The organism is Streptomyces sp. NPDC008079, assembly GCF_042957385.1.
Lineage (GTDB): Bacteria > Actinomycetota > Actinomycetes > Streptomycetales > Streptomycetaceae > Actinacidiphila.
In genome coordinates this window covers 64,731-78,037 of record NZ_JBIBIC010000020.1, presented here as the reverse complement: position 1 = coordinate 78,037, position 13,307 = coordinate 64,731, and the positions used below count along the sequence as shown (strand labels likewise).

9 protein-coding genes are annotated in these 13,307 nt (G+C 72.5%); 8 read left to right on the top strand and 1 reads right to left on the bottom strand.

Annotated elements, in window-relative coordinates:
• Positions 1-38 precede the first annotated feature (38 nt).
• From ACFZAM_RS30855 to ACFZAM_RS30845, 3 genes are all read left to right on the top strand, one after another.
• Positions 39-2,969, top strand: coding sequence for a discoidin domain-containing protein (locus ACFZAM_RS30855; RefSeq protein WP_391050670.1), 2,931 nt, complete (start codon positions 39-41; stop codon positions 2,967-2,969).
• A 111-nt stretch (positions 2,970-3,080) separates the two neighbouring features.
• Positions 3,081-4,085, top strand: a complete 1,005-nt coding sequence (locus ACFZAM_RS30850; protein ID WP_355347198.1) for an aldo/keto reductase family protein — start codon at positions 3,081-3,083, stop codon at positions 4,083-4,085.
• A 159-nt stretch (positions 4,086-4,244) separates the two neighbouring features.
• Positions 4,245-4,952 (top strand): phosphatase PAP2 family protein, encoded by a 708-nt coding sequence (locus ACFZAM_RS30845; protein ID WP_391050667.1) that lies wholly within the window; start codon positions 4,245-4,247, stop codon positions 4,950-4,952.
• Here ACFZAM_RS30845 and ACFZAM_RS30840 read toward each other — a convergent pair.
• On the bottom strand, positions 4,934-6,253 hold the full coding sequence (locus ACFZAM_RS30840) for a transglycosylase family protein (protein WP_391050666.1): 1,320 nt from the start codon (positions 6,251-6,253) through the stop codon (positions 4,934-4,936). The genes ACFZAM_RS30845 and ACFZAM_RS30840 overlap by 19 nt on opposite strands.
• Positions 6,254-6,416: 163 nt before the next feature.
• On the opposite strand from ACFZAM_RS30840, the gene ACFZAM_RS30835 reads away from it, so the two are divergent.
• The 5 genes from ACFZAM_RS30835 to ACFZAM_RS30815 all read left to right on the top strand — a co-directional run bounded on the left by ACFZAM_RS30835 (position 6,417) and on the right by ACFZAM_RS30815 (position 13,208).
• Positions 6,417-7,442, top strand: coding sequence for an MsnO8 family LLM class oxidoreductase (locus ACFZAM_RS30835; RefSeq protein WP_391050664.1), 1,026 nt, complete (start codon positions 6,417-6,419; stop codon positions 7,440-7,442).
• A 23-nt stretch (positions 7,443-7,465) separates the two neighbouring features.
• Entirely contained in the window at positions 7,466-8,362 is an 897-nt protein-coding gene (locus tag ACFZAM_RS30830; RefSeq protein WP_355347186.1) for an MBL fold metallo-hydrolase, read from the top strand.
• Entirely contained in the window at positions 8,359-9,432 is a 1,074-nt protein-coding gene (locus ACFZAM_RS30825; protein ID WP_391050661.1) for an inositol-3-phosphate synthase, read from the top strand. Before ACFZAM_RS30830 ends, ACFZAM_RS30825 begins: the two co-directional genes overlap by 4 nt.
• A 170-nt stretch (positions 9,433-9,602) precedes the next feature.
• Positions 9,603-10,949: a D-alanyl-D-alanine carboxypeptidase family protein gene (locus ACFZAM_RS30820; protein WP_391050659.1), complete on the top strand. Its 1,347-nt coding sequence runs from the start codon at positions 9,603-9,605 to the stop codon at positions 10,947-10,949.
• Between the two features lie 135 nt (positions 10,950-11,084).
• On the top strand, positions 11,085-13,208 hold the full coding sequence (locus ACFZAM_RS30815; protein WP_391050657.1) for a restriction endonuclease: 2,124 nt from the start codon (positions 11,085-11,087) through the stop codon (positions 13,206-13,208).
• The last annotated feature ends 99 nt before the right edge of the window (positions 13,209-13,307 follow it).

Here is a 13,307-nt window from a genome sequence, read left to right as displayed (position 1 = left end):
CCCCTCTCACCCCCCTCGACGCGCAAGGACGTGTGCCTGTGTCGCACTCATTGCAGAGCCATGAGTTGAGTCCTCAAAGAAGCCGCAGAGTCAGACAGCGCGGCGCCGCCGCGGTGCTGTCGTTCGCCGTGGCCGCGGCAGCCGCGCTGACCGCCGTGACCTTGGCGAACGCCCCCGCCGCCCACGCGGCAGGCGTACCCGCCCCTTCACCCGTCGGCATATCGGGCCGCGGCGCGAACGTGCCGTTCAAGGAGCTCGAGGCCGAGTACGCCAACACCAACGGCGCGCTGATCGGCCCCGACCGCTACTACGGCCACCTGCCGTCCGAGGCGTCGGGCCGTCAGGCCGTCACCCTCAGCGCCGCCGGACAGTACGTGGAGTTCACGCTGACGGCGCCCGCGAACGCGATGTCGCTGCGCTACAGCCTCCCGGACACCGCGGACGGCAAGGGCAGGGACGCCACGCTGGACGTGCAGGCCAACGGGACCTCGATCAAGACCCTGCCGGTGACCTCGAAGTACAGTTGGTACTACGGCGGTTACCCGTTCAACAACAACCCGGGCGACACCAACCCGCACCACTTCTACGACGAGTCGCGGACGATGTTCGGGACCACGTACCCGGCCGGCACCAAGATCCGCGTGCAGGTGACGTCCACGGCGCAGTCCCCGACGTTCACCATCGACCTGGCGGACTTCGAGACGGTCGCGGCCCCGATCGCCAAGCCCGCGGGCGCGCTCGACGTGGTGACGGACTTCGGCGCGGACCCGACGGGTGCCACGGACTCCACCGCCAAGTTCCAGGCGGCCGTGGACGCGGGCAAGGCGCAGGGCAAGACCGTATACATCCCGCAGGGCAACTTCACGCTGTACAGCCACGTCATCGTCGACAAGGTCACCCTCGTCGGCGCCGGCCCCTGGTACAGCGTGCTCGGCGGCCGTGACCCGGTGAACCGCTCCAACGCGGCCGGTATCTACGGCAAGTACACCAACCAGGGCGGGCCGAGCACCAACGTCAACCTAAAGGACTTCGCCATCATCGGCGACATCCGCGAGCGCGAGGACAACGACCAGGTCAACGGCCTCGGTGGCGCAATGTCCAACTCCACCGTCGACAACCTGTGGTTGCAGCACGTCAAGTGCGGTGCGTGGATGGACGGTCCGATGGACCACTTCACCATCAAGAACAGCCGCATCCTGGACACGACGGCCGACGGTGTGAACTTCCACATCGGCGTCACCAACTCGACGGTCACCAACACCTTTGTGCGCAACACCGGTGACGACGGTCTGGCGGGCTGGCCGGAGAACGTGCCGAACGTCAACGACAGCTTCGACCACAACACGGTCGTGCTGCCGATCCTGGCGAACAACATCGTCACGTACGGCGGCAAGGACTTCAACATCTCCGACAACGTGATGGCCGACACCATCTCCAACGGCGGCGGCCTGCACATCGCCAACCGCTACCCGGGGGTCAACGCCGGTTCCGGCACCGCGGTCGCGGGCACCATCACGGCGGCGCGCAACACGCTGATCAGAACCGGTAACAGCGACTTCAACTGGCAGTTCGGCGTCGGCGCGATCTGGTTCGACGGCCTCCAGGGCAAGGTCGACGCCAACATCCAGATCACCGACACGGACATCCTCGACAGCTCCTACGAGGCGATCCAGTCGATCGAGAGCGGCGTCACGGGCGTCACGTTCAAGAACGTCAACATCGACGGCGCGGGCACCTACGCGATCCAGGCGCAGGCACCGGCCGACATGACGTTCATCAACGTCAAGGCGAAGAACATCGCCCAGTCCGCCACCCCGATCCACAACTGCGTCGGCACCGGCCTGAACATCATCGACGGCGGCGGCAACTCCGGTATCACCGGGCAGACCTGCACCGGCACCTGGCCGACCCCGATCTGGACCAACGGCGGCGTTCCGACCGGCGGTGGCGGCGGTACGACCACGCCTCCCACCACCCCGCCGACCACGCCCCCGACCACGCCGCCCACCACTCCCCCGACGACCCCGCCGACGACTCCGGCCAACGGCAACCTGGCGCAGGGCCGCCCCGCTACCGCCTCGTCCGCGGTGCAGAGCTACTCGGCGGCCAACGCCGTCGACGGCAACGCGTCCTCGTACTGGGAGAGCAACAGCAACGCCTTCCCGCAGACGCTGACCGTCGACCTCGGCGCGGCCAAGTCGATCGGCAAGGTCACGCTCAAGCTTCCGCCGTCGGCGGACTGGGCGACCCGTACCGAGACCCTGTCGGTGCTGGGTTCGACGGACAACAGCTCCTGGAGCACGCTGAAGGCTTCGGGCGGCGTCTCCTTCAACCCGTCGTCGGGCAACACGGCCACGCTGACCTTCAACGCGGCCACCGCGCGGTACGTCCGGCTGAACATCACCGGCAACACCGGCTGGTCCGCGGGCCAGATCTCGGAGTTCGAGGTCTACGCGGCCGACGGCACGCCGACCACGCCGCCCACGACTCCCCCGACCACCCCGCCGACGACCCCGCCGACGACGCCTCCCACCACGCCTCCCACGACCCCGCCCGCCAACCCGAACCTGGCGCAGGGCCGTACGGCCACCGACACCGGTCACTCCGACATCTACGTCGCGGCCAACGCGGTGGACGGCAACGTCAACTCCTACTGGGAGAGCGCCAACAGCGCCTTCCCGCAGTCCCTGACGGTCGACCTCGGCTCCGCCAAGACCGTCGGCCGGCTGGTGCTGAAGCTGCCGACCAACTGGGGCACCAGGACCGAGACGCTGAGCGTCCTCGGCTCCACCGACAACAACACGTACAGCACGCTCAAGGCGTCCGCGGGCTACACCTTCACCCTGGGTACCGACACCGCGACCGTCACCCTGACCCCGACCACCACCCGCTACCTGCGGCTCACCTTCACCGGGAACACCGGCTGGCCGGCGGGCCAGCTCTCCGAGCTGGAGGCCTACGCCTCCTGATCCGGTGACCGCACCGACTCCCCGCCCCGGCGGCCCCGTAGCTCAGGGCCCCCGGGGCGGGGCATTCGTGCCGGTCGCGGCGGTACGGGCGGGCGATCTAGAGTCGGTCCCATGGAATACCGTCACCTTGGCCGCAGCGGCCTGATCATCAGCGAAATCGCCTACGGAAACTGGCTCACCCACGGCTCCCAGGTGGAGGAGGACGCGGCGACCGCGTGTGTGCGGGCGGCGCTGGACACGGGGATCACGACCTTCGACACCGCGGACACGTACGCGCAGACCCGCGCGGAGTCGGTGCTCGGCCGGGCGCTGAAGGGCGAGCGCCGGGAGGGTCTGGAGATCCTCACCAAGGTCTTCTGGCCGACCGGTCCCGGACGCAACGACCGGGGTCTGTCCCGCAAGCACATCATGGAGTCGATCGACGGCTCGCTGCGACGGCTCCAGACGGACTACGTCGACCTCTACCAGGCGCACCGGTTCGACCGGTTCACGCCGCTGGAGGAGACGATGGAGGCGTTCGCCGACGTCGTGCACTCCGGCAAGGCGCACTACATCGGCGTCTCGGAGTGGACGGCCGACCAGATCCGCCGCGGGCACGCCCTCGCCCGCGAGCTGCGCATCCCGCTGGTCTCCAACCAGCCGCAGTACTCCGCGCTCTGGCGCGTCATCGAGGCCGAAGTGGTGCCCGCCTGCGAGGAGTTGGGCATCGGTCAGATCGTGTTCTCGCCGATCGCGCAGGGTGTGCTGACCGGCAAGTACGTGCCGGGGCAGCAGCCGCCCGCCGGTTCGCGCGCCACCGACGCCAAGGGCGGCGCGAACATGATCGACCGCTGGATGAACGACGAGGTGCTGGGGCGGGTGCAGCAGCTCCACGCGCTGGCCGCCGACGCCGGTCTGACGATGGCTCAGCTCGCGGTCGCCTGGGTGCTCCAGAACCCGAACGTCTCGGCCGCGATCGTCGGCGCGTCCCGCCCCGAGCAGGTCGCGGAGAACGTGAAGGCGGCCGGCGTGACGCTGGACGCGGGTCTGCTGGCGAAGCTGGACGCCGTCCTGGAGCCGGTCGCGGTCACCGACCCGCTGAAGACACCGCAGATCACGCCCGCCGCGCGGCCGTAGCGCCCCAGGCACACACCCGCGGAACACGGTCCGATCCATCGCGCCGAGGGGAAGCCCGCCCGGCCGCCGCGTACAGTATGTCTACGTGCCTGTAGACGAAGCTGACGCCCGCGGCCGGGCGGGCCTTTCGCGTACCGAGCGAGAAGGGCCGCTCCCCCGGTGACCGCCCGCGCGCCATGGCGCCGCGTACTGCTCCCGGCCGCCTTCGCCGCCGCCTTCGCGGTGCTCGCCTGGGTGGTGCTGGCCGGGCACGGCACGCCGTACGCGGTGGACACCGGGCCGCACCGCTGGTCGGTGGAGCACCGGCCGCACGGCATGGTGACCGTGGCCCGTACCGTCACCGACCTCGGCACCGGCCCGTTCCCGTATCTCGCCGCCGTGCTGGGCGGCTGGCTGGCGGGCGGCGGCGGTGTGGGACGCGGCGCGCTGCGGACCTCGCGCGGTGTGCCCATGGCGCTGCTCGCGCTGGTCGTGCTGCTCGCGGGCCAGGCGGTACGCACGCTGCTGGTCATGGCACTGCACCGGGCCAGGCCGCCCGCGGCGGACTGGGCGACGCACGCCTCCGGCTACTCCTTCCCCTCCGGGCACACCGCGTCCAGCGCGATGGCCGCCGGGCTGCTGGCCTGGGGGCTGCTGCGCTGGCGGCCGGGCCGCACGGGGCGGCTGCTCACCGCGCTGTGCGCGCTCGTCGCGCTGGCCGTCGGCTGCACCCGCGTGTATCTGGGCGTGCACTGGCCGACGGATGTCGTCGGCGGCTGGCTCTTCGCCGGTTGCTGGCTCGGCGCGGCGCTGCCGCCGCTCACGACGTTCGTCGGCCGGAGCGGGCCGGGCGGACCCGGCCCGTCCGATCAGATCGAGACGCCGTGAGCCCGCAGGTAGTGCAGCGGGTCGATGTCGTCGCCGTATTCGGGTCCCGTCCGCATCTCGAAGTGCAGGTGCGGTCCTGTGACGTTGCCGGTCGAGCCCGAACGCGCTATCCGCTGGCCGGAGGTGACCTTCTGTCCGACCTTGACCGAGATCTGTGACAGGTGCGCGTACTGGCTGTAGTCGCCGTCCGCGTGCCGGATGACGATCTGGTAGCCGTAACTGCCGCCCCAGCCCGCCGTCACCACGGTGCCCGCGGCCACCGACTTCACGCTGGTGCCGGTGCCGACCAGGAAGTCCACCCCTGTGTGGTAGCCGCTGGCCCAACTGGAGCCGGAGGCGTGGTACGGCGTGCCGATCGGCGCGCCGCTGACCGGCAGGGTGTACGCGGTGTGGGTCGGGGCCGCGGCGGGCTTCGTCGTACGGTCCAGCGTGCGGGTGCCCGCGGGGGCCGCCGACTTCTTGGGCGTGGCCTTCGGGGCGGCCTTGGGCGTCGGCTTCGGCTGCGCCTTGGGACGGCTCGTGGTCTGCGGCTCGCGCTGCGTCGTGTGCTGCGGGTGCGCCACCGGGGTCCGCAGGTCGAGCCGCTGGCCGGGGAGGATCAGGTCGGGGTCGTCGCCGACCACCGAGCGGTTGTCGGCGTAGAGCCGGGGCCAGCCGCCCGCCACATGGTGGTCGTCGGCGATGCCGGACAGCGTGTCGCCCGACCTCACCGTGTAACGGTCCTTGCCCGGGGCCGACTTGGGCTGCGCGGTCTTCGGCGCGGTCTTCTTCGCGGGCGCCTTGGCCGGGGAACTGGCCCGGGCCTTCGCGGTGCTCTTGGTCTCGCTCCTGACCGGGGCCTTCGCGGGCGTCCTGCGCGCCTGGTCGGACGCGGTCCGCACCTTCGCGGCGGGCACCTCGACCTTGTGGGAGGCGGTGGCGGCGGTACGGGTCAGCCCGGCGCGTACCGAGCAGACCGGCCAGGCGCCGGGGCCCTGGCTGTGCAGCACCTTCTCGGCCACGGCTATCTGCTGGTTCTTCGTGGCGAGGTCGGCGCGCGGCGCGTAGGCCGTGCCGCCGAAGGACTTCCAGGTGCTGGAGGCGAACTGGAGCCCGCCGTAGTACCCGTTGCCCGTGTTGATCTGCCAGTTGCCCGAGGACTCGCAGTTGGCGACCTTGTCCCAGGTGCTCTCGGCGGCCGCGTGGGCGCTGCTCAGCCCGATCAGCGGCAGGGCGAGACCGGCGCCACCCGCGGTGACGGTGAGGGATGCCTGCGATACGCGGCTGGGGCGGTATCGGCGGTGACGTCCGCGTAAGGGCATAGCACGAGTCCTCTCCAGGACCGGCCCGTGGGGCCTGGGCTGCCGTACGCCCGAATTGCCGGGCGGGCCAAAGATAGGGCCCGTACACACTCGGCCACAAGGGGTGACGACAAGTGTTCGGTTTCGGGCGGTTCGGGAATGACGGAGTCCGGTACGCGTTGGAATGAACGTGAGTTCTCCGCTGCGCGACACCCCGTTCTCCGTCCTTGACCGCTCCCGCACGAGGGAGGGCCAGGACGGCGCTCAGGCGCTGCGCGACACCGTGGCGTTCGCGCGCGAGGTCGAAGCGCTCGGCTACCACCGCTTCTGGGTCTCCGAGCACCACAGCGTGCCCGGCGTGGCCGGTTCCGCGCCGACGGTGCTCGCGGCGGCGGTCGCGGCGGCCACCTCGCGGATCAGGGTCGGCACCGGCGGCGTGATGCTGCCCAATCACCAACCTCTGGTCGTGGCCGAGCAGTTCGGGGTCCTGGAGGCGCTGTTCCCGGGCCGGATCGACATGGGTCTGGGGCGGTCGGTGGGCTTCACCGACGGCATCCGCAAGGCGCTGGGCCGCGGCAAGGAGGCCGCGGGCGCGTTCGACGCGCAGATCGACGAACTGCTCGGGTACTTCACCGGCACCCAGCGGGTCCACCCGCAGGTGCACGCCTGGCCCGCCGAGGGGCTGCGTCCGCCGGTGTTCCTGCTGGCCGTCGGCAGCGGCGCGGACCTGGCCGCCGCGCACGGCCTGCCGCTGGTGATCGGCGGTGTGCGCGGCGAGGACGCGATGCTGCGCGCGGTGGACCGCTACCGCGCCGCCTTCCGCCCCTCCGCGTGGTCGGCCGCCCCCTATGTCGTGCTGTCCGGCACCGTCGCGGTCGCCGACAGCGGCGAGCGGGCCCGCAGGCTGCTGGTCCCGGAGGCGTGGTCGACGGCCTGGTCCCGCACCCACGGCGTCTTTCCGGCCCTCGCGCCCTACGAGTCGACGGCCGCGCGCACGATGACGGGTCCGGAGCGCGAACGCTTCGAGGAGGCGATGGCCGGGCATCTGCACGGCACGCCCGAGGACGTCGCGAAGGCGCTGGAGTCGCTGCTGGAGCGCAGCGCGGCCGACGAATTCCTCGTCACGACCAGTACGTACGACCGCGCGGAGCTGCTGGAGTCCTACCGGCTGCTGGCCGCGATCACCTCGGGAGATCCGGCCGCCGCGTGAGAGCGCCGGGTTAGGGTCACCGGGTGAGCGAACAGATCATCGAACCGGTCTCCGGCGACCTCGATGTCCGCTGGCACGCGGGGTGGCCGTCGGCCAAGCACGACCCGGCGCCGGAGATCCAGGTGCACGCGTACGACGAACACACCCTGATCCTGCGGCAGAACATGTCGGTGCACTTCGAGGCGCCCTTCCTCTTCCTGCTCCTCGGCGCCGAGCGCGCCCTGCTGCTGGACACCGGCGCCACCGCCGACGCCCGCCACTTCCCGCTGCGCCGCACCGTGGACGCGGCGATCGAGGCGTGGCTGGCCCTCCAGCCGGGCACAGAGCCGGACGCGTACGAGCTGGTGGTGGCGCACACCCACGGCCACGGCGACCACATCGCGGGCGACGCCCAGTTCGCCGACCGGCCCCGTACCGTCGTGGTCGGTCCGGATCTCGACGCGGTGACCGCCTTCTACGGGCTGCGGGACTGGCCGCGGGGCACCGCCACGTTCGACCTCGGCGGCCGGGTCCTCGACGTGCTGCCGGGCCCCGGGCACGAGGCCGCCGCCACCGTCTTCCACGACCGGCGCACCGGAATCCTGTTCACCGGCGACACCCTCTACCCCGGTCATCTCTACGTCCGCGACCCGGCCGCCTACACCGCGACCGTGGACCGGCTGCTGGCCTTCTGCGAGCGGCACCCGGTCACCCATCTGCTCGGCTGTCACATCGAGATGACCACCACGCCCGGCGACGACTACCCCCGCGGCACCACCCACCAGCCGGACGAGCCGCCGCTCCAGATGGACGTGGGCCACCTGCGCGCCCTGCGCGCGGCGCTGACCGCGGTCGACGCCCGCCCCGGCGTCCACGGTTTCGCCGACTTCCTCGTCCACATCGAACCCCGCACCGAACCTCTCGACCCGGAGCGCGCATGAGGACCGTCAACGTCGGCGTCATAGGCGTGGGGAACTGCGCCTCCTCCCTGGTCCAGGGCGTGGAGTTCTACGCGTCCGCGGCCGGGGGCGGCGACGGCCCGGAAGCGGGCCCGGCGGGCCTGACCCACCCGGTGTGCGCGGGCTACGCCGTCTCCGACGTGCGGTTCACCGCCGCCTTCGACGTCCACACGGCCAAGACCGGCCGCGACCTGTCCGAGGCGATCTGGGCGCCGCCGAACAACGCGCGGGCCTTCGCGAAGGTGCCGCACCTCGGCGTGGAGGTGACCGAGGGCGCGCTGAGCGACGGCGTCGGGCGCAGCGCCGCCGACCAGGTCGACGCGCGCGGTACGGCCACCGTCGACGACATCGCGCGGCGGCTGCGGGACAGCGGCACGCACGTCCTGGTGAATTTCCTGCCGGTCGGCAGCCAGGCCGCGTCCGAGCTGTACGCGCGGGCCGCGCTGCGCGCCGGGTGCGCCTTCCTCAACTGCATCCCGTCGGTGATCGCCCGCTCCCCGCGGTGGGCGGGCCGGTTCGCCGAGGCGGGGCTGCCGCTGGCCGGTGACGACCTGAAGAGCCAGTTCGGCGCGACGCTCGTGCACCGCGCGCTGGTGGACGTGCTGACGCGCAACGGCGTACGGCTGCGAAGCACGTACCAACTGCTCGGCGGCGGGAACATGGACTTCCTGAACATGCAGGACGCGGAGCGGATGGCGAGCAAGAAGGCCACCAAGACGCAGGGGATGTACGGGGGTTCGGGCGAGGCGGCGCCGTCGCACGTGGGCGCCGACTTCATCCCGTTCCTCGCCGACCGGAAGGTGGCCTTCATCCGGGTCGAGGCGGAGGGCTTCGGCGGCACACCGCTGGAGATCGACCTGCGGATGGAGGTCGACGACTCGCCGAGCGCCGCGGGGAACGTGCTGGACGCCGTCCGCTATCTGAAGGCCGCGCTCGACCGCGGTCTCGGCGGCGTGGTGGACCCGGTGTCGGCGGCCGTCATGAAGGCCACGCCCACGCCGCTGGACGAGGCCGCGATCGAGGCGGGGCTCGCGGCGCTGTCCGACGAGTGATCAGCGGGCTTCGGGGACCGGGGATGTGACGGCGCGTCGGATTCGGTCGCCGATCGGTGAGCGGCCGTCAGCCGGTCGGCCCCCGGGCGTCACGCCGGTGGCGGCGGTGTCTCATCCTTATGGGTCACGTCGCCGCGCCGACCCGGCCGCGGCGTTCCTACGGTGACGGCATGAACGTCTTCCGCGCCTCGTCGTGCCGCCACGACCGTCCTCGTAAGACCGCCGCCCCCGCCGTCGCGGCCTCGGTGGCCGCCGCCAGGTGTCTGGCCGTCGGCTGCTGCCTCGCCGCCGCGGCCGCGCTGGCCACCGTGTCCGCCGCCGCGACCGCCTCCGCGGCGGCCCTTCCCGCGGACGGCGGGCGCGGCTCGTCGGGCCCCGGCGCCGCGACGGTGGTCGCCGGCGGTCCGCTGCTCGCCGGGCACGGGGTGCTGGTGCAGCCGCACGCCGGGTCGCCGCGGCTGCCGTCCGGGCTGTCCGCGCTGTCGTGGACGGTCTCCGACGCGCGCACCGGCCAGGTGCTGGCCGCCAAGGACCCGCACCGCAGGCTGCCGCCCGCCAGCACCCTGAAGACGCTGTTCGCGGTCACCGTGCTGCCGCGCTTCCCCGGCGACGCCACCCACCGCGTCACCGACTCCGACCTCACGGGGATCGGCGCGGGCAGCAGCCTGGTCGGTATCCAGGCCCGGCAGACGTACACCGTCGCCGACCTGTGGCGCGGTGTCTTCCTCAGCTCGGGCAACGACGCCGTGCACGTCCTGGCGCACATGAACGGCTCGGTGCCGCTGACCGTCAGCCAGATGCAGGCCAAGGCCGAGATGCTGGGCGCGGACGACACCCATGTGGTCTCCCCCGACGGCTACGACATGCCGGGCCAGGTCTCCTCGGCCTACGACCTGGCCGTCATCGCCCGCGCGGGCCTGGCCATGCCGGACTTCGCGACGTACGCCTCCACCCGGTGGGCGCAGTTCCCCGGCGGCTACGACGCGCACGGCAAGTACGTGAAGTCGTTCGGCATCCAGAACACCAACCGGCTGCTCACCGGCGCCGACGGCGTCAAGCGCTACCCCGGCGTGATCGGTGTGAAGAACGGCTACACCACCAACGCGGGCAACACCCTGGTCGCCGCCGCCAAGCGCGGGGACCGCACGCTGATCGCGACCGTGATGAATCCGCAGTCCGGGCTGCCGCAGGCGGTCTACCACGAGGCGGGCGCGCTGCTGGACTGGGGCTTCTCGGCCGCGGGCCGCACCTCGTCGGTCGGCACGCTGAACACGGCGACGACCGCCTACCACGACGATTCCGCGCACGCCTCACAGGAGGCCGAGCGGCCCGCGCGGCAGCCCGCCCAGGAGCCCGCGCGGCAGGAGCCGAAGCCCGCCCCCGCGCCGCAGGCGCCCAGCACCGCGGACGCCGCGTCGTCGTCACCGACCACCTGGTACGTGGGCGGCGCGCTGGCGCTGGGCGCGGCGGGCTCGGTGGTCGTGCTGCGCCGCCGGTCCGCGGCGAAGGCGCGCTGAGCGAGGAGCGCCGACTCGGGCCACGCTGTGGGCCGGAAGCGGTGACGACGCGCTGGCCAGGGGCGTACTCTCAGTTGCCGGGCAGGGGGCACGCACGGTGTCCGCAGCGCCGCGCCGAGAGGGAGCCGTACCCGCATGAGCCGCCGTACTTCCGGTCCCGTATCCACCTGGGCCGAGGTCCAGCGGCAGCGCCAGCGGCAGCAAGAGGCCCAGCAGCGCGCCTGGTTGCAGGCGCGGCGGGAGACCGAGCGGCAGCAGCGCGCGGCGGAGCGGGCCGCCTCCCGGCGCAGCCGTGAGCAGCAGGCCGCGTACCGCGCGAGCCGGGAGGCCGACGCGCGGCAGCGGACCGACGACCTGGAGCGCCGGTTCGCCGAGCTCCAGGGCCTGTTGGCGGCCGGCTGCGCGGCGCCCGTCTTCACCCCCGCGGCACTGCTGACGCCCGAGGTGGTCGAGCCGTTCGCCCCCGGACGGCTCGCCGAGCCGATCCCGATGCCCGACCCGAACGCGTACACGCCCCGGCAGGGCGGCGGTTGGGGCGCGGCACGGCACGAGCGCGAGCGGGCCCGCACGCTGTACGAGAACGACCTGCGGGCCGCGCAGGCCACCGAGGCGTTGCGGCAGCGCCAACTCGCCGACTACCAGCGGCAGTACCGGCAGTGGGCCGATCAGCGGCTGGCGGAGATCCGGCGGCAGAACGCCGAGGTCGAGACATCCGTCGCCGCGCTGCGCGACGGGGACCCCGAGGCGGTCGAGGACTATCTGACGGCGGCCCTCTACGCCTCCGCCGCGTGGCCGCACGGCCTGCCCCGGCAGGTCTCGGCGTCCTACGACCGGGCCGACCGGCAGCTCGTGCTCGACTGGGAGCTGCCCGCCTTCTCCGTGGTGCCCGAGGCGTCGCTGGTGCGGTACATGCCGGGCGCCGACCGGGACAAGGAGGTGGCGCGCCCGGTCGCGGAGCGCCGCGCCGCCTACCGGGACGTCCTGGCCCAGTGCCTGCTGCTCGTGCTGCGCGAGCTGTTCGGCGCCGACGCGCACGACGTCCTGGACTCCGTGGTGCTCAACGGCTTCGTGGACGACACCGACCCGGCCACCGGCCACCGTACGAAGACCGTCGTCGCCTCCGCGCTGGTGTCGGACGCCGCCTTCGCGGCGGTCAACCTCGACCGGGTCAACGCGGTCGACTGCTTCACCGAGGCGCTGGACGGCCGGCTCTCCCCCCGCCCGGACAAGCGCGCGGCCGTCGAGCCCATCCGGCTGCCGGGCGAGGCGGGCCGCACGATGGTCTCGCACGGCGGCGAGGAGGAGCCCGACCTGCTGGCCATGGACCCGCTGGAGTTCGAGGAGCTGGTCGCGCGGCTGTTCCGGGCGATGGGGATGAACGCGGTCACGACGGTGCGCTCCGGCGACGGCGGTGTGGACGTGGACGCGCTGGACCCGGACCCGATACGCGGCGGCAAGATCGTGGTGCAGGTCAAGCGCTACCGCAACACGGTTTCGCCGAGCGCCGTACGCGACCTGTTCGGCACGGTGCAGAGCGTCGGCGCCAACAAGGGCGTGCTGATCACCACCTCCGGTTTCGGGCCGACCTCGCACGCCTTCGCCAACGGCAAGCCGCTGACGCTGGTGTCGGGCCCGGACCTGGTGGACCTGCTGCACAGCAACGGGCTCGGCGGCCGTCTGGGCCCCGCCCCCGGCACCGTCGAGCGCACCCCGACGCTGGTCTCGACGGTGCTGCCCGGTATCGACGCCGACGCGGACGCCGACTCCGAGGCGAGCGTGCTCGGCATGTGGTGGGCGGGCGGTGTGCGGCTCGACGTCTGCGCGCTGGTGTGCCGGGGCGGCCGGGTGCTGGACGACGACCACTTCGTCTTCTTCAACAATCCGCGCACGCCCGACGGCAGTGTGCGGATAATGCCCGCGCTCGGCGGGGACAAGGCCGCGATCTGGGTGAGCTTCGACCGGCTGCCCGCCCGCGCGGACCGGGTGGTGCTGGTCGCCGCCGTCGACCCGGAGGCCGATCCGGACGCCGATCTGACCGGATTCACCGACGCCCGGATCAGGCTCACCGACCCCAGCGGAGCCGAGGCCGACCGCCTCGAGGTCTCCGACGGCAGGCCCGGCGAGACGGCGCTGGTGCTCGGCTCCTTCCGCAGGAGCGGTACGGGCGCCGACTGGCGCTTCGTGGCGGGCGGCAAGGGCTACGCGGGCTCGGGCGGGCTGGTGGCGCTGGTCGGGGAGCACGGGATCGCGGTCGACTGAGCGGCGGGTTCCCGCCCCGGGATACGGGTTCGGGAACATCCGCCGACCCCGCCGTGTTATGGTCTGTGTGCAGCACATGTCTGCGCCCCTTCTTGCGGC

Bases quoted from the DNA above. Each gene is read 5' to 3' on its own strand.
- ACFZAM_RS30820 (WP_391050659.1), top strand. From the start codon at position 9,603: ATGAACGTCTTCCGCGCCTCGTCGTGCCGCCACGACCGTCCTCGTAAG.
- ACFZAM_RS30825 (WP_391050661.1), top strand. From the start codon at position 8,359: ATGAGGACCGTCAACGTCGGCGTCATAGGCGTGGGGAACTGCGCCTCC.
- ACFZAM_RS30840 (WP_391050666.1), bottom strand. From the start codon at position 6,253: ATGCCCTTACGCGGACGTCACCGCCGATACCGCCCCAGCCGCGTATCG.
- ACFZAM_RS30850 (WP_355347198.1), top strand. From the start codon at position 3,081: ATGGAATACCGTCACCTTGGCCGCAGCGGCCTGATCATCAGCGAAATC.
- ACFZAM_RS30835 (WP_391050664.1), top strand. From the start codon at position 6,417: ATGAACGTGAGTTCTCCGCTGCGCGACACCCCGTTCTCCGTCCTTGAC.
- ACFZAM_RS30815 (WP_391050657.1), top strand. From the start codon at position 11,085: ATGAGCCGCCGTACTTCCGGTCCCGTATCCACCTGGGCCGAGGTCCAG.